This is a genomic window from Neobacillus sp. NRS-1170 (assembly GCF_050468025.1).
The window spans coordinates 25,579-45,643 of the sequence record NZ_JBITPF010000005.1; the positions used below are offsets into that span (position 1 = coordinate 25,579).

A 20,065-nucleotide genomic window follows, 5' to 3' on the forward strand; every position below is an offset into this window, starting at 1 on the left:
ACATATAAAAGAAATAACGAATTGATCAAATGAAATTTAATAACCACTATCACAAAATATTTTTATATAGTAGGTTTACCTGCTACATATAATATTTGACCAGTTACATAGGAAGCTTCGTCTGAACATAAAAATGCAGCTGCGTTCGCAATATCTTCAGGTCTGCCAACCCGCTTAATTGCAAAATCTTTCATCGATATTTCAATTAATTGCTCTAATGTCATACCTATTCTTTCGGCAGTAGCTTTGGTCATTTCTGTTTCAATAAATCCGGGTGCAATCGCATTTACATTTATTCCGAATGGTCCAAGCTCTATTGACATTGTCCTTGTCATCCCCTGTAAACCAGCTTTTGCAGTAGAATAATTGACTTGACCTCTATTTCCGAGAGCAGAAGTAGAAGATACGTTAATAATTTTTCCATATGTTTGTGGAACCATATATTTTTGAGCTTCCCGTGAGCATAGAAATGCTCCTTTTAAATGAATATCAATAACCGTATCCCAATCATTTTCTGTCATTTTAAACAATAAATTATCACGAATGACACCCGCATTATTAACCAAAATATCCACTTTCCCAAAATGTTCAATCACATTTTGGAAAGCTGTTTCAACTTCTTTCGGATTGGAAACATCACATGTTAAAGCAACAGCGGAACCGCCATTTTGATTGATTTGATAGGCTAGATCTTGAGCTCCAGAAATATTTACATCAAATAGCGCAACCTTTGCTCCTTCACATACAAACTTGCTGGCAATGGCAGCCCCAATCCCACGCGCAGCTCCAGTCACAATAGCTACTTTATTATCTAAATGACCCATTCTATTACCACCTTTTTCATTTTCGAGTTTTGTAGTTTAATAATTTACATCGGCGTAAATAAACATTAACTTTTCTATGTTTATTTACGCCTTTCTTTTTCTGAAAAGAATTTTACTTAATAAAAGTGTAAAGTTTATTCTTTGAATGTAATGGTTTTAATTTCATCTCGTAACTTATACTTCAACACTTTGCCTGATGCATTTCTAGGTATTTCTTTGTATTCAAAAATCAGACGCGGCACTTTATATCCTGCTAATTCACTCCGAAGAAATGAAATCAGTTCTTCATGATCCAGCTTTGTACTGTTCTTTGGAACGACAACGGCAGCGACTTTTTCTCCCCAAACTTCATCTGGTACCCCAATGACAGCAGCCTCTAAAATAGATGGATGTTTATAGAGTGCATGTTCAACCTCCGTTGAATAGACATTCTCGCCGCCACTTATGATCATATCCTTTTTACGGTCAACCAGAGTGATATATCCATCTTCATCAATGGTTGCAAGATCTCCAGTATATAACCATCCGTTTCTTAGTGTCTTAAATGTCTCTTCAGGCTTTTTATAATACTCTTTCATAATTGATTCACAACGGAGAATTAATTCACCAATTTCTCCAGGCTTAATCTGTTCTCCAAAATCATTAACGACAAGTGCCTCATCATTTTGATGAGCCTTACCACTCGTTCCAAGCTTTTCTTTATGATCCGATGGCAAGAGAGCTATCCCGCCTGGCCCCCCTTCCGTTAAGCCACAAAGATTATAAAACTGATCTGTACCGAACATATCTATAGCCTTATCGATTAGAGCAACTGGCATTGGAGCCGCTCCATAGCAGCAGCGTGTTACTGAAGTTAAATCATTTTTCTCTCGCTCACTAACCTGTAAGAGAAAGTTGTACATGGTTGGAACACCAAAAAAAAGACTAATTTTGTATTTATCAATTGCTTTTAACACTTCCACAGGCTCAAATGTTTCATGTACAACTTGTGTACATCCCATAAATGTACTAGGAATCATAAACACATTTAATTGTCCCGAATGAAAGAGTGGCGCAAGATGCAAGAGGTTATCCCCAGATTGGAGTTTATACATAATTATCTGCCTAAATGCCACATGCAGGACACGATGATGGTCTAACAACACTCCTTTTGGAAGCCCTGTTGTTCCGGAAGTATATAAGATTTCTGCATCGTCCCATTCATCGACCTGAACAGATGGATTGGATTCGTTGTCTGTGATTATTTCATCCAATCTCTTTTGACCTGGTGCTGTCCGAATTCCAACGGAAATGGCAGCCGTAATTTTCTTATTTCCTTCCGTCGCTTTATAAATCGTCTCGTCATATTCTTCATCAAAAAATACCATCGATGAATCGGAATCATCTAATATATATCCGATTTCTTTAGATGTCAGGCGAAAATTAACCGGTACAGCGACTGCGCCTACTTTCAAGATGGCATAAAAGACGAAAATATACATATCGGAATTCTTCATCATTAACGCGACTTTATCGCCTTTTTTCACACCTTCATAAAGTAAGCCATTTGCTATACGATTCACTTCACAATTAAAACGATCATACGAATAACTTTTGTCTCTAAAGTAAATGGCTATTTTATCAGGAATACAACGTGCATGTCTTGCTAATGTCGACCCGATATCCATACAAACAGAATCCTCCTATTCACACCATTTATTCTTTTTAAAATTTACTTTTGTTCTATCTTCTGAAGATCTTCATCTTTTAATTGCCTGCGCAAAATTTTTCCGACTGGTGTTTTTGGAAGTGAGTCCCGGAATTCAATGATGCGTGGAATTTTATATTTAGTCAGACGCTCTCTGCACCAGGATTGGATTTCCTCTGCCGTAAGAGTGCTTCCTTTTTTTAGAACGATGGCCGCTTTTATGGTTTCGATCCGGTACGGGTCCGGAATTCCATAAACACAAGCCTCCAATACTGAGGGATGCTGATAAATGACTTCCTCCACTTCCACGGGGTAAACATTAAAACCACCGGTAATGATCATGTCTTTTTTTCTGCCGACAATATAGAAGTAGCCCTCATTGTCCATGTTTCCGATATCACCTGTAAATAGCCAACCATCACGAATAGTATTTTCTGTCTCCTCTTGGTTTTTCCAGTATCCTTTCATTACTTGAGGACCTTTAACGATAATCTCACCTGGTTCACCAATTGGCATTTCCACCGTACCCGTAGCTATATCAACAATTTTCATGTCTGTATTTGACAAAGGAATTCCTATACTTCCAGCTTTTCTTTTGCCATTTACCGGATTTCTGGTAACTCCAATTGTTGCTTCTGATAATCCATACCCTTCTATTATTGGTACTCCCGTTTTTTCTTCAAACTTTTTCAGCATTTCAACTGGTACAGGAGCTGCACCGCAAATACATAATTTAAAGCAGGTTAAGTCATTTTCATTTAAATCTGGATGATTAAGTAAAGCTATATACATGGTTGGTGAGCCCATAAAAAGAGTCGGACGATGTGTACGGATCATTTCTAAAATGTAATCTAACTCAAATTTTTCAACCGTAACAAAACGCGCTCCAATAAAAATCGATTGTACTAATGTAAACAGCCCTAGGCCATGATAGAGTGGGGCGATACCTAACTGGCAGTGATCACTATCCTTAAATACAGGTTTACTTGTTTCACTTGCTTGATAAAGGGCAGCTGCCATATTGGATTGTGTTATCATAACTCCTTTTGGAAAGCCAGTGGTTCCACCTGTGAACGTGATAATGGCAACATCATCAGATTGGATGTCTGCCTTTAATGGTATAGTAGTCTCATTGGCTAACCAATAATGTAAATTGTCTTCCTCTTTTACCTCAACATTTGCAGAAATAAATGTCACTTGATCCACTAATCCGATTTTCTCAAGCTTTTCCTTTTCCTCTCGGAAACTAATTAATCCGACTGCTTCCGAATTTCGGAGGATATGATCTAATTCAGCAGGCTGAAAATAAGGATTAACTTGAACAACCACTCCGCCTAACCGTTGAATGGCAAAAAAAGATAGAACATATTCCATACAATTGGGTAACATGATCGCAATTCGATCACCTTTTCGAAAGCCTCTTTTATTAAGCGCTGCTGCTATACGCTCACAAGCATTCTTCAAATTCAAATTGGAAAGTTTTCTTTCTCCATCAATGATAGCAATTTTAGAAGGATTCTTTAGTGCTGCCTGTTCCAGTATTTCTACTATCGTTAATGATGGTATTTCAATTTGATATGAAACCTCGTTTGGATAACTTGCAAGCCAAGGCTGATTCAAAGTACCACTCCTATTCGTAATAAAGTTCATCTAACTGATTATCTAAAGGAAGGAAATATCTACAAGGAATTTTGATGTGGGGTTCATTGATGATTAATAATAGTAACGATTACAATCCAAGATTTTTTGCGATGATGTTTTTCATTATTTCATTGGAACCAGCATATATCGGCATCACTGCGACGTCACGATATTGACGTGCAATGTCATACTCTTCCATATATCCGTAACCTCCATGAAGCTGCAGGCAGCGAACAGACATTTTTCTAGCCATATCTGTGACCCACCATTTTGCCATGGAAGCTTGATTGACGACTTCCTCTCCCCTCATATGCCGATTGGCGAGATCATCCAAAAAAGTCTGTGCTAACGACAATTCAGTTGCCATTTCTGCAATTTCAAATTGAGTATTTTGGAAAGAACTCACTGGCTTTCCGAATGCATGTCTTTCCTTAACATAGGCAATCGTCGACTTTAACATTTCTTCAGATATCGTTAAGGCTGCAAAAGCACACATGACTCTCTCCTGTTGCAATTTATCCATTAGGATGTAGAAACCATTGCCTTCTTCACCCAGTAGATTGAAAACAGGTACACGAGCATCCTCAAATATAAGTTCAGTGGTGTCAGAAGAATGGCTGCCTAATTTTTTCAATTTACGGCCACGTGAAAAACCTGGAGTATCCCCATCGACCATAATAATGCTAATTCCTTTACGTGCTGGAATTGCCTTTGGATCAGTTTTGACCACAACGAATATTAAATCCGCATTAATACCATTCGTGATAAACGTTTTTTGACCATTAATAATATAATGGTCCCCCTCACGTCTCGCTGTGGTGCTAATACTGGACAAATCAGAACCCGTTCCCGGCTCCGTCATGGCAACAGCTGTAAAAATATCTCCATTGACACACCCTGGTAAATATTTTTTCTTTTGTTCTTCTGTTCCGTATTTTTCAAGATAAGGAACAGTAATCGAGCTGTGAAGACTTGCACCGCCAGGACCAGCTCCGACGCGGTGAAGCTCATCTGAAAGGATTAGATTAAAGGCAAAATCAAGCCCCAGCCCTCCGTATTCAGGATCTACTTGTGGACAGAGAAAGCCTTTTTCACCCAGTTTCTTGAAGAAATCCCGAGGTGTGAAACTATTTTCTTCCCATTCCTTAAAATAAGGGATAGCCTCCTTTTCCATAAATTTGCGAAGAGAAGTACGAAACATTTCATGTTCAATAGAATAGTAAGGTTTTTCCTTTTTAAATAAGTCAAATGAGGCTGCTTTTGTAAGGGTCATTACCTATTTCCTCCTTCATAAATGAATAGAATATTAGAAAATATAGTTAAATGAATACTATTGTTTCAAAAAAGACTATTCAAAAGAAAATGTTTGAAAAAAACATAGACAGTTAAATATTTTTTCATATTCATTTTTTATGCCTTGAAGGAAGTGTTGCCTCAAAGGAACCTGCAACTTTTACCTCTCCTGTATTATTCATTGCAAGGACTTCACCAACGACTTTATTACCTTCTTTTTTCTCAATGATTTTCCCAGTTATTTGCACTTCTTCTCCTGGTAATGTCATTTTCCGGAAACGAACGGAAACTTTATTTACGTATTTCCTTGGTATCCACGTAGTTATTCCTTGTGACGCCATCCCCATTATCAGCATACCGTGAGCGATTATACCTGTTCCCGCCTGTTCTGCAGCCGCCTCTACCGTATGTAGTGGATTAAAATCCCCAGATGCTCCTGAGAATTTAACAAGCTGAACTCGCGTTATAGGGGATTTATTAATGGTTTCAAATGAATATCCTTCATGTACATCTTCAAAAAACAAAATTTGATTCCCCCTCTCGAATGGATTGTTAATGACGGTGAATGATTGTAGATCTTGATATAGCTACCAAATGACTATCTTGATTGGTAAAATGGTTTTCTTGTGTTATGAGGTCCATCCCACCTGTAGCACCACTCTTAGTTTCAACATGAGTAATTTTCCCTGTGACAGTTAGTTGGTCGCCAGCATAAATGCCACCCAGGTATTCATACTCTTGTTCACCATGTAAAATTTTCACCGGATTTAACTTTAATTTTTCAAATTTTTCTTCAAAACCAGTTTCGCTGCCAATTAATTCGATCACTTGCAAAAAGGTTAAAGGTACTGGAATTCCTTTATATCCGGCATTTTGTGCTGATTCAAGGCTGCGATAAATAGGATTTTCATCCCCAATAGCCTTTGCCAATTCAATAATCTTTCCTTTTTCAACTCCAAAACTAAATAGTTTAAATTCCATTCCAATTAATTCCTTGACGTTTGACAAAGCCTCACCTCTTTATTTGTAATCAACTAGAGTAAGAGATATTGAATTGTGTTTCTATTACCTCCTTCAAAATTCTATATGCAAGTTGAATGCCAATTTAATTAATCCGTAAATTTCCTTATTTAATAGTCTTTTCGATAGTATTTATTGATTTCCACATAGAAAATGGTGTTGAATTGCACCAAATTCGGTGCAAATTTTCACAAAAAAACGGGGCAGCAATTGCACCGTTAATAATCCTTACCTTCTTTCGGAATTTGAATTCCGAGTTTATTCATTTTTCGCAGCAATGTTGTATGATCAATTTCCAATTGCTTCGCAGCCTGTCGAATACTTTTGGATTTTGAAAGTGAGAACGTAATGATTTGTCTTTCAGCCTCTTCTACTTGCTTTTTAAGTGGAACAATCATTTCGATTGAAATTTGAGTAGAACTTTTATATATTTCTTTGGGGAGCATATCCGCTTCGATATAATCTCCGTCTGACATTATTACCATACGTTCAATGATATTTTCTAACTGACGAACATTTCCTGGCCAGGTATATTGTTTAAGAGTTTTACATGTTTCCTCTGTGAAACATATCAGCCTATTATATTTTTGATTAAACGCCTTAAGAAAATGACGTGCCAAAGGAAGAATATCCTCTTTTCGTTCTCGAAGAGGAGGGATTGTTAGGGGAACAACATTAATTCGATAAAATAAATCTTCTCGAAATTGACCTGCTGAAACCATTTCTTCCAGGTTTCTGTTAGTTGCAGCAATGAATCGGATGTCTAATTTTTTTGATGACGTTCCCCCAACCCGTCGTATTTCTTTTGTTTGAATAACTCGTAATAATTTGACTTGTAAATGAAGTGGTAACTCCCCAATTTCATCCAGTAAAATAGTACCTTTATCCGCAAGCTCTAAGAGCCCTGCTTTTTTAGTTTCTGCTCCTGTAAACGCTCCTTTCTCATATCCAAACAATTCTGCTTCCATAAGACTTTCTGGTATCGCACCACAGTTAATTTGGATAAAAGCATGTTGGGACCGTGTACTTAAATTATGTATATGATTGGCAATTACTTCTTTACCGGTCCCGGACTCCCCCGTAATAAGTACACAAGCCTCCGTAATGGCGATTTTCCTGACTACTTCTTGAATATTTTTCATTTTAGCACTCGAAGCTATCCAAACATCCAGCTTTTTCCACCACCTTTTACGCTTGCCGTTATTCCATATTTCGATAATCTACTAAATTTTTAATAAAAAAAGCTGACCCAAAAATTTATAGGGATCAACTTTTCCAATACTTCTTAATCTAAAGGGCTTAAAACTATGAGCGTTCACATAGCCATTTATCAGCTAAACTGGCTAGCTTGCCAGATAAAGCCAAACTGACGTGTCCAGCTTCAACAACTTGGAATGTTTTATCTTCACTTGAAACTAGGTCCATTATCGGCCGGCTTTGTTCTTCCAAAACTAGGGTGTCATTTTTTGAGGAAATCGCTAATAAGTTTGCTTTAATATTTCCTAAATCGGCTTTTTTACCACGAACTGTAAACTCACCTTTGACAACCTTATTTTCTTTTAAAATATCATTAAATATTTGTCGTAACGTTTCACCTGTAAATGGCACTTGATCTTTCAACCATTGATCCATACGACCCCATTTCTCTACAAAACGGTTATCATACGAACGGGTTAATAAGTTAACATAGGGACTCAAGTTAACTGGTGCATTTAAAGCTCGGAACGCAGCTTGAATGTATTGTGAAGGAACTAGACCGTAAACATCTAAAAAGCGATCCATATTAAATTCACCATTTTTCAGTCCTTCCATCCACTTGTCAGGAAGAATATTTACGCTCCAATCAATTGGAATGGTAGCAACTACAAGATTTTTAATCGGTTCTTCAGCTATAGCAGTATAAATAGCTGCTAAGACACCTCCAAGACAATAACCTATTAGAGAAATTTCCTTCGCAGCTGAATGTCTAAGAGCCCGCCTGACACCCTTTTTAATATAATCGTCTATATAATCTTCTAAATTCATCTCTTTATCTTCGTACCCTTGGATACCCCAGTCTAATAAATAGACATCATAGCCAGATTTCACTAGACCCTCTACGACACTGGAGCCAGATGCAAAATCTAAAATATATGGTCGATTAAGCAGCGAATAAATTAAAAGGATTGGAACAGCGTATTTTTTTTCAACTGCTGGAAAATACCATAATGTCGCTTTGTTTTTTTTCCAAACTGCCTGTTTTGGAGTAACATAAAGATTTGATTTAGGCTTATTTATGACGTCTAGAAATTCATTCCAACGTTTCATCTCTTGATCAAAATCAAAGCTTGGTATTGTTTTTTTGGTATTCATCTCAGTTGCCAAGACTGGTCCCCCTAATTGTCTATTTACTTAGATATGGTTTCTGCTGGTTCATGATTCTGTTCAGCTGTTGTTTCCATCGTTCTAACATTCATAAATTGTAATAGAGTGGTTAACTCGGTTAGCTCTTCTTTTAAACTCTGTAAGCCAGCTAATTCATTTTTCATTAATTGCAGCTCAGAATTCAGTTTTTTTGTTTCATATAATTCAGACTTTGTTTTCGTTAATTCAGTTTTTAGTTGTTTTGTTAGTTTCATAATGTCACTAGAAACTTGTGCGACACCTTCAATTTCTTTGTTTGTAGAGGATACATTGTCTTGTAAATTCCAAATTTGTTCCTCTAGGGAATCAAGTTTTTCTTCTGTTTGAATCGATAATTTTGCTATATTAGCCACGTCTTCCTTAGTAGGTAAATTCAACTGATTTCCAACCAACTCTTGACCTTTATTAATCACATCTTTATAAAAAGAAGATGTATCGGTACACGTTCTTGATAATCTTACAAATTCACGATTATTTGTCCATAGGTGAATCAAATCATTCATTTGATTTTCCCATTGGCCATAAACTTTATTAACCATATTAAATGGATCGATTGTTTTTCTATTTGTCATGATATCCCACCCCTAATTTTCACTTAATGTCTGAACGTTCCATAAATCTGCCAAAAGGTAAAAATACGTTTTTTACTTGGTTCGTAAAAATAGAAAGGAATGTATTTTGATTCATCTGGATAATGGAAGCTACTTCTTTTACGCTTTTCACGTAAAGTATTCTATTATTTCTTCTCAATTCAATATATTTTGCTAGAGCGGATACATATTGATCTACAATTTGAATATTTACTAGATTCTCTAAAGAGTTTAAGATGGACTCTGATGATTGATTCTTAATATGATCAAGCTGATCGTTGATATCTTCATATGATTTAATTGGAAATAAACTCTGCAAGCTTATGGTTGCTGTTAATAGTTCCTCTCTTGATGTTTTTTCCCAATTCTTAACTTCTTTAGAAAATTGATTGACAAGGTCCATTACATTCGCTTGATTTCGTTTTACATTTTCTGCAAAAAGGTTTGCCGCTTGTAGAAGAGTATTCTCACGAAAACTCTCCCTTACAGTCCAAGAATCTAAATTTTGAAACAATTGATTCCATAGCATTTCAATAGTTGAACTATTTTTATTTATTTCCTTTGTTGTTTTGTTTGCCATAACCAATTTCTCCTTTTTTTAAAAACTAGTATTTTACATAAGTTCAATTTTCTATATTTTCTTCATTCATAAATTTATTCAACTCATGAAGGTTTTCATTTAATACGGTCAGTAATTTTTTTTTTTTATTCCACTCTTGAACTATTCGAAAAATTTTTTCTTCTAAGTCATCTACTTTAGCTTCTATTAATATATGTTTTTTTGCGACGTGAGCGATCTCGTCTTTAATGGCATATCCATTCGAATCCAGCCAATCATTTACCATCATTCTTTGGAATTGGACACGATCTAAATGTAAATCTAATCCCTTATCCACTATAGCAACGACTCGATAGCTATTTGCCATGCGTTTCATTTTCCTATTTATCTTTTTTTCAAGCTTTATGTAGCTATCATATGAGTCGTTGTCCATAGCTGGCATAATTTTCACCCGTTAAACAACTTGGGCAACTAAACCTCCATCAACTAACAATACATGTCCAGTTACATAATCAGAGGCACTAGATGCTAAGAATAAAGCCGGCCCCTTCATATCAAATTCAGAACCATAACGGCCCATTGGAGTTCTATCAAGAATTTTGTCATTATCCTCCATTCCTTTTGTCATCTTAGTAGGGAAGAATCCTGGTGCAATCGCATTGACATGGACATTGGATGGAGCAAGTTTTACAGCTAAATCCTTTGTAAAGTTGATTAAAGCTCCTTTACTAGTCGAGTAACAAATAGTATCCATAATCTTTGGATCTTGACCTCCAAAACCTGTAACCGATGCAATATTTATAATTTTTCCTGAACCTTGTTCAACCATTACCTTTCCAACTGCCTGGCAAAATAGGAATATACTTTTTAAGTTGACATCCATAACAAAATCCCATTTATCTGGTTTCATTTCTAATGCAGGTGCAACCCACCCAGTTCCGCTATTATTAACCAAAATATCGATTGACCCAAACTCTTCAAGAGTTTTTTGGACTACAAAATTGATTTCATCCAGATTTTGAACATCGCACGCAAGAGCCATTGAACGTACTCCAAGATTTACTAATCGATCACTTACTTCTTGGCAGGCTTCTAATTTTCTAGAACAAACGACCACATTTGCTCCGGCTTCGGCAAGGGCTAAAGCCATTTGCTCGCCAAGTCCGCGGCCCCCGCCTGTAACGATAGCTGTTTTTCCTTTGATGTTAAATAATTCTTGAATGTTCATTTTCATATCTCCTTTAAGTTAATTGTTAGACTTAGCTGCTGTGATTTACCTAAAGATAAGAGTTATTTTAATTCAAGTTGCAAATTCTCTTCCTCTTTTAACTGCCTTCGCAGAATTTTTCCGACTGTTGTTTTTGGAAGAGATTCTCTAAATTCAATGATCCGTGGGATTTTATATTTTGTTAGACGTTCTCTGCACCAGGCTTGAATTTCTTCTGCAGTTAGCGTGGCTCCGTTTTTAAGGACGATGGCTGCTTTAATCGTTTCGATGCGATATGGATCTGGAATACCGTAAACACAGGCTTCCAATACGGCCGGATGCTGATAGATGACATCTTCTATTTCCACAGGATAGACATTAAAACCACCGGTAATGATCATCTCTTTCTTTCTGCCAACGATATAGAAATAGCCATCCTCGTCCATTTTTCCAAGGTCACCTGTAAATAGCCATCCATCACGAAGGGTATTTTCCGTTTCTTCTTGGTTCTTCCAGTATCCTTTCATTACTTGAGGACCTTTAACAATAATCTCTCCTGCTTCACCCACATGCATTTCCATCGTTCCTGTTGCGATATCGACTATTTTCATATCTGTATTTGGAAGTGGAATCCCAATACTTCCAACTTTTCTTATGCCACTTCCAGGGTTTCTACTTGCTCCAATGGTCGCTTCCGACAATCCATATCCTTCCAGTATCGGAACACCTGTTTTTTCCTCAAACTTATTCAACATTTCAACAGGTACAGGAGCAGCGCCACAAATACATAATTTAAAGCAAGTTAAGTCTTCTTCCAATAAATCCGGATGATTTAGTAAAGCGATATACATGGTAGGTGAACCCATAAATATTGTCGGTCTATAGATACGAATCAGTTCTAAAATGTGATCCAGCTCAAATTTTTTAACAGCTACATAACTTGCACCAATATAAACAGATTGTACTAAGGTGAATAGTCCAAGGCCATGATATAGCGGGGCAACCCCTAACTGGCAGTGAGGGCCTTCCTCAAATATTAGCTTAGTAGTTTCAAAATTTTGATATTGAGCTGCTGCCATATTGGCCTGTGTAATCATGACTCCCTTTGGGAATCCTGTCGTTCCACCCGTATACAAGATGATCGCAACATCTTCAGACTTAAGGTCTATATTTTGTAGTTTAGAGGTCTCATTGTCGATCCAATCATGTAAATTATCTTCCTCTTCGACCTCTTCATTTGCTGAGATAAATTTCACTTGATCAACCAATCCTTTTTTCTCTAACTTCTCCTTTTGTTCTCTGAAGGCAATCAAACCTACTGCTTCCGAATTTCGAAGGATATGATCCAATTCTCCAGGCTGATAAAAAGGATTAACTTGAACCACCACAGCACCAATTCGTTGAATGGCGAAAAATGAAAGAGCATACTCAAGACAATTAGGTAACATGATTGCGATTCGATCACCTTTTCGAATACCGCTATTATGGAGTGCTGATGCGATTCGTTCACAAGCATTCTTGAGCTGCAAATATGTTATTTTTCTCTCACCATCGATAATAGCAATTTTTGATGGATGCTTATGAGCTGCTTGATCTAGTATTTCTACTATCGTTAATGATGGAATCTCAATATGATATGAAACATCTTTTGGATAATTTGCAAGCCAAGGTTGATTCAAGTAAACTCTCTCCTATTCTTTGAAGTGATTTTTTTATTAAACGATTAACTTATTTTTTTCTTCGGAGTTAATGCGAGTCTCTTGTTGCTATTTTAATAAGTAATCAACTATTTTTTTCATGTTTATTTCCCTTGAAACTGTGGACGCCTTTTCTCTAAAAATGCTTGTACGCCTTCTTTAACATCTTCCTTTAGGAAAAGCTCTTGGAACAGTTCTGCTTCTCTTTCAAGCGCCAAATTAAATGGTAATTCAAGACCTTCGTCTACTGCTTTTTTTATATTCATTAAGGCTGAAGGAGAGTTTTTGCAGATTTTCTCCGCTAATTCAAGAGCTGCTTTCAAGCCTTCTCCAGTTGGTACCACTTTATTAACTAATCCAATTCTCATGGCTTCTACAGCCGAAACTGGTTCACCTGTAAACAATAATTCTTTTGCTTTTGCCTTACCGATCAGTCGAGGTAAACGCTGGGTTCCACCTGCACCTGGGAGTAAGCCAAGCTTTACTTCTGGCACGCCGATAAACGCATGCTCTTCCGCAATTCGCAGATCACAAGTTAATGCGAGTTCACAACCGCCGCCAAGGGCAAAACCGTTTATTGCAGCAATGGTTGTTTTGGTTGAAAAGTCAATACTGTCAAAAAACTCATGATTCTCCATAAACTCAGGAAATAAATGAGGATTACCTATTTTTTTCGGTAACTCTTTAATGTCGGCACCAGCCATAAATGCTTTTTGTCCGGCACCAGTTAAAATAATCGCCAATATTTCCTGATCTGAGTTAAGATCTGTGAACACTTCGCATAATTCGTCTTTAACTGCTGAACTTAGCGGATTCATTGGTTGATTATCAATGGTCACGATAGCAATCTTATTTTGCTTTTCAACTTTTACAAAAGCCATCTTATTTCACCTCAAAGTTTATTTTCCTTAGCTTTTCTTATACATCGTGACTACAACGGCCCCGCCAAGACCTAGGTTATGCTGGAGAGCAATTCTTGCGTCATCTACTTGACGCTTTTCAGCCTGACCACGCAATTGCCATACAAGTTCAGTACATTGTGCCAAACCTGTTGCACCTAGTGGATGACCTTTTGACATAAGTCCACCTGATGGATTGACAACATATTTTCCTCCATAGGTATTGTCACCATTATTAATCAAGCCTTCCGCTTCACCTTCTCCGCATAATCCTAAACCTTCATAGGTAATGACCTCATTAGGAGTGAAGCAATCATGCAGTTCGACAACATCCACATCTTCAGGACCAATTCCAGCTTTTTCATAGAGTTCTTTTGCAGCTCTGCTGGTCATTTCAGCTCCTACCAGATTCATCACGTCTTTGTATGATGCTTCTGTATCAGTCGCCAAAACCTGTGAAACAATCTCTACAGCATTCTGTATCCCATGTTTTCTAGCAAACTCTTCTGTACAAACAATGGCAGCTGCAGCTCCACAGGACGGTGGGCATGCCATTAATCTTGTTAAATAAGACGGATAAATAATGGGAGCTTTTAACACTTCTTCAACTGTCAAAGGTTTTTCAAAAATGGAATAGGGATTATTTAGTGCATGATTTCTGGTTTTAACGGCAACTTTGGCGAAAATATCCGGATTTGCACCGTATTTATTGATATATGCTGTAGCTGCTTCACCAAAGAATTTAATCGCCGATACTTTTCCGCTGCTTTGTGATAATTCATCTAAACGATCATCAAACGTCTTAAGTGGGGAAGTTCGGTCTGTCCATTTCTCTGATAACGCACCTGGTTGCATCTCTTCAAATCCAAAGGCAAGTGCACAGTCAATTGCACCCGATTCTACCGCTTGACGAGCAAGATAAAGGGCAGAAGAACCAGAAGAACAATTATTATTTACATTGATGACCGGAATGCCTGTCATGCCTACTTTGTAAAGGGCTGCTTGACCGCAAGTACTGTCCCCATATACATAACCAGCAAATGCCTGTTTAATTTCTTTAAAATCTATTCCCGCATCTTTTACAGCATTTTGAATTGCCTTAGAAGCCATTATTTCATATGGTTCGTTTGCTCCTGGCTTCATAAACTTGACCATGCCAACACCAATAATTTTTGCATTCTTTTTCATCTAATCTTCAATCTCCCTTCGATTTAAAATACCCTGTTCAAGCAGGAAACGTTTTCATTTGAATGTAAATTACGAATTTTCAATCAATTAAATAAAGGTCGAATTCTATTTAATTACACCTTTATTTTTCCATTCATCAATCCGCTGTATGGAATAGCCCATTTCAGCTAGAATTTCAGCTGTATGTTGACCGGATTTCGGTGCTAATTCCCGGATCGTTCCTGGCGTTTCTGACAATTTGATTGGTGGAGCAATAAGTTTTACTTCACCAGCTTCTGTGTCATGGTAGGTTTGTATCATTTCTCTTTGGATGAATTGCGGGTCACTCTCTAAATTTGCAAGTCTATTAACGGGCGAAACACATGCCTCGACTCCTAAAAAGATTTCGACCCATTCCTGTTGTGTTTTTGTTGAAATAACTGCTTGAATTTCGTCTTTTATTCTGTCTTGCTCTTGAATGGGAGCATACTGTTGTTTGATCAGATCATCTCTTTCAATAACCCTGCAAAATTCCTTCCAAAACTTTGCTTCGACCGCTCCCACTGAAAGATAACGTCCATCCTTTGTTTCATAGACTTCGTAAAAGGCATGTCTGCCGGACAAAGGTAACTCGCCTCGTTTTGGCTCAATATTTGAGGCTAAATAATCGGGCAAGGTCAACTGCAGCCAAGAAAGTGCTCCATCCATCATCGATATATCGACAAACTGACCGTTGCCTGAACGGTTTCTTTCAAACAGTGCCATTAAGATTCCAACAGTGGCTAATAGCGCCCCTCCACCAATATCGGCGATTGGTACTGGAGGAACGGTTGGTTTTCGATTACGCTCTCCAAAAAACTCTAGTAAACCTGCATAACTGATATAGTTCAAATCGTGGCCGGGTTGGGTTGAATATGGACCTGTTTGTCCATAGCCAGTTAAGGAACAATAGATTAGACCAGAATTCTTTTCTTTAAGCACCTTATAGCCTACACCAAGCCGGTCCATAACCCCTGGACGAAAAGATTCCACGATAACATCCGCTTTTTCAGCCATGTTTAAAAAGATTTCTTTACCTTGTTCGGTTTTTAAATCTAAACAAACGCTTTTTTTGTTACGGTTAAGAGAATGGAAAAACGTACTATCCTCCCCCCATTTCGGGGTACCCACTCTTGCATAATCACCAGGTCCAGTGTCTTCGACTTTAATTACTTCCGCGCCAAAATCAGCGAGAAGCATCGTACAATAAGGGCCAGGCAATAAGCGTGTTAAATCTAAAACACGCAGGTTTTCTAATGCTGATGGCATAATTGCTCCCCCATTTTTTTAATAGACTACATTTTATAATCCTAAATTCTTAGAAATAATGACCTTCATAATCTCATTAGATCCCGCATAGATTGAGCCGACCGCTGCATCTCGGTACCTTCTTGCTATCTCGTATTCTTCCATGTAGCCATAACCGCCATGTAATTGCAGACATTCTGAAGCAACTTTCTTCGCTAAATCTGTCAACCACCATTTTGCCATCGAAACTTCAGTTGTAATATCTGTACCATCCATATGTTTTTGAATCAGATTATCGATAAATGTACGGCCGATTTGTATCTCCGTAGCAAGTTCTGCTAATTTAAATTGGGTATTTTGAAACTTGCTTAACGGGCTGCCAAATACAGTACGTTCCTTTACATAATTCATGGTAATTTCAAGCATTCTTTCCGCGCTCGTAAGGGCTCCAATCGATACGACTAACCGTTCCTGCTGAAGCTTTTCCATTAAATAGTAAAAGCCTTTATTCTCTTCTCCAAGAAGATTTTCAACTGGCACTGCTACATCTTCAAAAATTAGTTCAGTAGTGTCTGAACCATGCTGGCCTAATTTTTTTAACTGCTTTCCTCTGGAAAAGCCCGGCATTCCATCTTCCACAACTAACAAGCTGATTCCTTTATGAGCCGGTACAGCATCTGGATTGGTTTTACAAACAACGATAAAGAGGTTCCCATTTAAGCCGTTGGTAATAAATGTTTTTGAACCATTAATAATATAATGGTCTCCTTTTCTAACTGCCGTTGTTTTTACCCCAGCCAGGTTAGAACCAGTCCCCGGCTCTGTCATCGCAATAGCAGTAATGATTTCACCGCTGACAGCACCAGGGAACCAACGTTTTTTCTGTTCTTCCGTTCCATACCTTTCAATGTAAGGCACGATAATATCACTATGAACACCGAATCCCCCAAAGCTTGATCCAACTTTAGTCATTTCTTCCAAGACCACTACTGAATAGCCAAAATCAGCATTGAAACCGCCATATTGTTCATCTACCCAAGGACAGAGAAATCCATTTTCGCCCATTTTCTTCCAAAACGAAGATGGAACTCGTTTATTCTCTTCCCATTGTTCGTAATAAGGAACCGCCTCTCTTTCTAAAAATTTACGTACAGAATTTCTAAAAATATGATGTTCCTCTTTTAAGTAAGATCGCTCAGAAGTATTCTTTAATGCAGTGATCGTTGACATAAGAACTCCTCCTTTTTAGTTGGTCCATATTCTTAATTTATCTAGGTCGAATCATTTTGAAAGTTCCTATTGCTTTTGCCAGTATATTTCCGGAAATGTCCCTTACTTCCCCTTCTCCCGTCAAGATACTATTACCGAGATTAAGTATTTTTGCGGTAGCTACTATTTTCTCTCCTTCCTTTATGGGAGCCAAATAGTTAATATTTAAATTTACTGTGACCAATGGATGTTCGCTTCGTGCACGCAAGGTCATGCCAATAACCGTATCTAGAATTACAGCATAGACTCCTCCGTGAAGAGTATTATTATAATTCAGCAAAACCGGAGTAATGGGTAGTTCTAAAACGATATTATCTTCCTCCATTTGTTTAATCTGAGTTCCGATATATTGTTCAAACCCACCTTTTTTTTGTAAGAGCCTTTTTAAATCAGCAATGGACACTATAATCTCCACCTTTAAAGCAAAATTACTTAGGCTGCATGCGAAGAGCACCATCTAGACGAATGACTTCTCCGTTTAACATTGGATTTTCAATAATAGCTTGAACGAGCTGAGCATATTCGCTTGGCTGACCTAATCGTTGCGGGAATGGTACCATGGCACCAAGAGCTGCCTTTACATTTTCAGGTGCTCCTCCAAGAAGCGGGGTCTCAAATAGACCTGGTGCAATTGTCAAAACACGGATTCCATATTCTGCTAAGTCCCTGGCGATCGGAAGCGTCATCCCAACAATTCCGCCTTTAGAAGCACTGTATGCTGCTTGACCCATTTGACCTTCAAAAGCTGCTACAGAGGCAGTGTTAATGATTACACCTCTTTCACCGGTATCGTTCGGTTGATTTGCTGTCATTTTTTCAGCTGTTAAACGAATAACATTGAAAGTCCCAATCAAATTTACGTCAATGACTTTTTTGAATGCTTTTAACTCGAATGGGCCTTTTTTGCTTACTGTTTTATGGGCATTCCCGATTCCAGCACAGTTAACATTTGCTGTGATTTTTCCAAACTTCTCAACCGCTAGAGTTAGGACTGCTTGTACCTCAGCTTCATCTACCACATTCGTTTTTACGAAAAGAACATTGTCTTCTCCGAGAGATTCAACAAGCTTATTACCTAATTCTTCGTTTAAGTCAATAATGACCGCTTTACCACCATTTGCGACAACATTTCGTACAGTTGCCTCTCCAAGACCTGAAGCTCCTCCTGTCACGACAACAACACTATTCATTAGATCCAATTTTCTTCTCCCCTTCTTTCATTTCTATGGAATCAGGTTTAACCGTTTCAAGATTCAGGATCAACTTATGGCTTATACGCCTTAGCCGTTTTCTTTCACTTTTGCTCGGTAAACCCGGTCGCTAACACAACTAGCAAATATATGATACAAGCAATATTCAAAATTTATTGAATATACCATTCATGATAACTTTGCTGTATACTGTAGTAAAATAACGGTTTTGAAAAGTAGTTTAAGTACCGGTTAATTTGTTTTTTGACACGGGAATTTGTAAGCGTTTACGAATATCCCAAACAATAGATACTTGAAGGTGAAACTATGAGAATCGAACAGCTTTTATATATCGTAGAGATTGCAAAAACTGGCTCCATTACAACTGCATCTGAACATCTTCATGTTTCTTCACCTGGGATTAGTCAAGCGATTAAAGGCTTAGAGGAAGAATTAGGTGTAAAGGTATTTGACCGCTCCAGAAACGGATTACAGCCTACAGAAGCAGGAAAGGAAATCATCACATTAGCACAAGAGATTTTAAATAAAATGGGGGAAATCAAAGAGGTTGCAGGTGTTTATTCTTCAACAATTGAAGGGAACTTATCTATTGCTGCCATTAACAATTTGTGCCGAAGTATTATCCCTCAAACTTTAGCCATTTTCAAAACTAAATTTCCGGGGATAAATATTGAAATAAAAGAGTTTTCAGCCAATGATCAAGTTCAGAAAAGCGTGTTAAATGGCGAAGCAGATTTAGGATTATTTATTATTCCTCCTTCATTTCGTAAAGAAAATAATCCGCTGATTGCCACTCATTTTTTAGATAGCCCAGTTATGGTGTGTTTCAACAAGGATTCAAAACTGGCCAATAAAAAAATGGTTACGGGCAAAGAACTAACTAATTATCCAATTGCTGCATATATTAGAGATTCTATTTCAAAAGAATATTACGATTCACTTTCAAAATATGGGAAGCTAAATATTCTTTTTCAATCTAATAGTCCTGAAACAAGAAAGTTTTTTATTTCACAGGGATTAGCAATTGGGCTGGATTGTGCCTTAGCAACGAAATTTGACCCGAGTATATTGGGTGGAGAAGTGATAGCATTGCCATTAGAAGAGGTGGACTCGAATGCATCGAAGTTATCCTATTATTGTATTCGTTTAAAAAACCAGCATCTATCATTTGCTGGTAAGGAATTTATAAAAGAACTTCACATCCAAGCTAAAATCATTGAAGATAATATGAATATTAAAATTTAAAATGAACACTATTAACTAGAGATATTTATGTACAAAGGAGCTTATAGACTATGCTCCTTTTTTATT

General features: G+C 37.5%; 20 protein-coding genes. 1 reads left to right on the plus strand and 19 read right to left on the minus strand.

The genetic code is table 11. The features are described from left to right. Nucleotides 1-62: 62 nt before the first annotated feature. The 19 genes from ACIFOT_RS01130 to ACIFOT_RS01220 form a co-directional block, all read right to left on the minus strand. Entirely contained in the window at nt 63-824 is a 762-nt protein-coding gene (locus tag ACIFOT_RS01130) for an SDR family NAD(P)-dependent oxidoreductase (RefSeq protein WP_430060852.1), read from the minus strand. A gap of 134 nt (nt 825-958) precedes the next feature. Next, entirely contained in the window at nt 959-2,491 is a 1,533-nt protein-coding gene (locus ACIFOT_RS01135; protein WP_430060854.1) for a class I adenylate-forming enzyme family protein, read from the minus strand. A 44-nt stretch (nt 2,492-2,535) separates the two neighbouring features. Next, a complete protein-coding gene (locus tag ACIFOT_RS01140) occupies nt 2,536-4,131 on the minus strand; it encodes a long-chain-fatty-acid--CoA ligase (protein ID WP_430060856.1) in 1,596 nt (531 codons plus the stop codon). A gap of 109 nt (nt 4,132-4,240) precedes the next feature. Next, nucleotides 4,241-5,425 carry an acyl-CoA dehydrogenase family protein gene (locus ACIFOT_RS01145; RefSeq protein WP_430060858.1) on the minus strand — a complete coding sequence of 395 codons (1,185 nt, stop codon included), beginning with the start codon at nt 5,423-5,425 and terminating at the stop codon, nt 4,241-4,243. Between the two features lie 130 nt (nt 5,426-5,555). Then, entirely contained in the window at nt 5,556-5,969 is a 414-nt protein-coding gene (locus tag ACIFOT_RS01150) for a MaoC/PaaZ C-terminal domain-containing protein (protein ID WP_430060860.1), read from the minus strand. 28 nt (nt 5,970-5,997) lie between these two features. Then, nucleotides 5,998-6,426: an FAS1-like dehydratase domain-containing protein gene (locus ACIFOT_RS01155; RefSeq protein ID WP_430060862.1), complete on the minus strand. Its 429-nt coding sequence runs from the start codon at nt 6,424-6,426 to the stop codon at nt 5,998-6,000. A gap of 257 nt (nt 6,427-6,683) precedes the next feature. Then, on the minus strand, nt 6,684-7,685 hold the full coding sequence (locus tag ACIFOT_RS01160) for a sigma-54 interaction domain-containing protein (protein ID WP_430060946.1): 1,002 nt from the start codon (nt 7,683-7,685) through the stop codon (nt 6,684-6,686). An 85-nt stretch (nt 7,686-7,770) separates the two neighbouring features. After that, complete coding sequence (locus ACIFOT_RS01165; protein WP_430060864.1) at nt 7,771-8,829, minus strand: alpha/beta fold hydrolase; 1,059 nt, start codon at nt 8,827-8,829, stop codon at nt 7,771-7,773. 23 nt (nt 8,830-8,852) lie between these two features. Beyond that, on the minus strand, nt 8,853-9,440 hold the full coding sequence (locus tag ACIFOT_RS01170; protein ID WP_430060866.1) for a polyhydroxyalkanoate biosynthesis repressor PhaR: 588 nt from the start codon (nt 9,438-9,440) through the stop codon (nt 8,853-8,855). 19 nt (nt 9,441-9,459) lie between these two features. Further along, the gene (locus ACIFOT_RS01175) at nt 9,460-10,038 is read right to left on the minus strand and encodes a hypothetical protein (protein WP_430060868.1); all 579 of its coding nucleotides are present in this window, start codon (nt 10,036-10,038) and stop codon (nt 9,460-9,462) included. Between the two features lie 43 nt (nt 10,039-10,081). After that, nucleotides 10,082-10,459: a hypothetical protein gene (locus tag ACIFOT_RS01180; protein WP_430060870.1), complete on the minus strand. Its 378-nt coding sequence runs from the start codon at nt 10,457-10,459 to the stop codon at nt 10,082-10,084. 12 nt (nt 10,460-10,471) lie between these two features. Next, nucleotides 10,472-11,245: an SDR family oxidoreductase gene (locus ACIFOT_RS01185; RefSeq protein WP_430060872.1), complete on the minus strand. Its 774-nt coding sequence runs from the start codon at nt 11,243-11,245 to the stop codon at nt 10,472-10,474. A gap of 62 nt (nt 11,246-11,307) precedes the next feature. Beyond that, the gene (locus ACIFOT_RS01190) at nt 11,308-12,903 is read right to left on the minus strand and encodes a long-chain-fatty-acid--CoA ligase (RefSeq protein WP_430060874.1); all 1,596 of its coding nucleotides are present in this window, start codon (nt 12,901-12,903) and stop codon (nt 11,308-11,310) included. 122 nt (nt 12,904-13,025) lie between these two features. Then, nucleotides 13,026-13,802, minus strand: coding sequence for an enoyl-CoA hydratase/isomerase family protein (locus ACIFOT_RS01195; RefSeq protein WP_430060876.1), 777 nt, complete (start codon nt 13,800-13,802; stop codon nt 13,026-13,028). A 27-nt stretch (nt 13,803-13,829) separates the two neighbouring features. Continuing rightward, on the minus strand, nt 13,830-15,008 hold the full coding sequence (locus tag ACIFOT_RS01200; protein ID WP_430060878.1) for a lipid-transfer protein: 1,179 nt from the start codon (nt 15,006-15,008) through the stop codon (nt 13,830-13,832). 105 nt (nt 15,009-15,113) lie between these two features. After that, nucleotides 15,114-16,295: a CaiB/BaiF CoA transferase family protein gene (locus ACIFOT_RS01205; RefSeq protein ID WP_430060880.1), complete on the minus strand. Its 1,182-nt coding sequence runs from the start codon at nt 16,293-16,295 to the stop codon at nt 15,114-15,116. Nucleotides 16,296-16,328: 33 nt separating this feature from the next. Next, complete coding sequence (locus ACIFOT_RS01210; RefSeq protein ID WP_430060881.1) at nt 16,329-17,504, minus strand: acyl-CoA dehydrogenase family protein; 1,176 nt, start codon at nt 17,502-17,504, stop codon at nt 16,329-16,331. A gap of 37 nt (nt 17,505-17,541) precedes the next feature. After that, nucleotides 17,542-17,946 carry a PaaI family thioesterase gene (locus tag ACIFOT_RS01215; protein WP_430060883.1) on the minus strand — a complete coding sequence of 135 codons (405 nt, stop codon included), beginning with the start codon at nt 17,944-17,946 and terminating at the stop codon, nt 17,542-17,544. 25 nt (nt 17,947-17,971) lie between these two features. Beyond that, nucleotides 17,972-18,742 carry a 3-hydroxyacyl-CoA dehydrogenase gene (locus tag ACIFOT_RS01220; protein ID WP_430060885.1) on the minus strand — a complete coding sequence of 257 codons (771 nt, stop codon included), beginning with the start codon at nt 18,740-18,742 and terminating at the stop codon, nt 17,972-17,974. 318 nt (nt 18,743-19,060) lie between these two features. Here ACIFOT_RS01220 and ACIFOT_RS01225 point away from each other — a divergent pair, with 318 nt between their 5' ends. Beyond that, nucleotides 19,061-19,999: a LysR family transcriptional regulator gene (locus ACIFOT_RS01225; protein WP_430060887.1), complete on the plus strand. Its 939-nt coding sequence runs from the start codon at nt 19,061-19,063 to the stop codon at nt 19,997-19,999. Nucleotides 20,000-20,065 lie beyond the last annotated feature (66 nt).

What these genes read in the sequence shown, in the direction of transcription:
- ACIFOT_RS01210 (WP_430060881.1), bottom strand. Translation starts at nt 17,504, where the DNA reads ATGTCAACGATCACTGCATTAAAGAATACTTCTGAGCGATCTTACTTA.
- ACIFOT_RS01170 (WP_430060866.1), bottom strand. Translation starts at nt 9,440, where the DNA reads ATGACAAATAGAAAAACAATCGATCCATTTAATATGGTTAATAAAGTT.
- ACIFOT_RS01180 (WP_430060870.1), bottom strand. Translation starts at nt 10,459, where the DNA reads ATGCCAGCTATGGACAACGACTCATATGATAGCTACATAAAGCTTGAA.
- ACIFOT_RS01175 (WP_430060868.1), bottom strand. Translation starts at nt 10,038, where the DNA reads ATGGCAAACAAAACAACAAAGGAAATAAATAAAAATAGTTCAACTATT.
- ACIFOT_RS01130 (WP_430060852.1), bottom strand. Translation starts at nt 824, where the DNA reads ATGGGTCATTTAGATAATAAAGTAGCTATTGTGACTGGAGCTGCGCGT.
- ACIFOT_RS01135 (WP_430060854.1), bottom strand. Translation starts at nt 2,491, where the DNA reads ATGGATATCGGGTCGACATTAGCAAGACATGCACGTTGTATTCCTGAT.
- ACIFOT_RS01195 (WP_430060876.1), bottom strand. Translation starts at nt 13,802, where the DNA reads ATGGCTTTTGTAAAAGTTGAAAAGCAAAATAAGATTGCTATCGTGACC.
- ACIFOT_RS01145 (WP_430060858.1), bottom strand. Translation starts at nt 5,425, where the DNA reads ATGACCCTTACAAAAGCAGCCTCATTTGACTTATTTAAAAAGGAAAAA.
- ACIFOT_RS01225 (WP_430060887.1), top strand. Translation starts at nt 19,061, where the DNA reads ATGAGAATCGAACAGCTTTTATATATCGTAGAGATTGCAAAAACTGGC.
- ACIFOT_RS01185 (WP_430060872.1), bottom strand. Translation starts at nt 11,245, where the DNA reads ATGAACATTCAAGAATTATTTAACATCAAAGGAAAAACAGCTATCGTT.
- ACIFOT_RS01200 (WP_430060878.1), bottom strand. Translation starts at nt 15,008, where the DNA reads ATGAAAAAGAATGCAAAAATTATTGGTGTTGGCATGGTCAAGTTTATG.
- ACIFOT_RS01205 (WP_430060880.1), bottom strand. Translation starts at nt 16,295, where the DNA reads ATGCCATCAGCATTAGAAAACCTGCGTGTTTTAGATTTAACACGCTTA.
- ACIFOT_RS01155 (WP_430060862.1), bottom strand. Translation starts at nt 6,426, where the DNA reads ATGGAATTTAAACTATTTAGTTTTGGAGTTGAAAAAGGAAAGATTATT.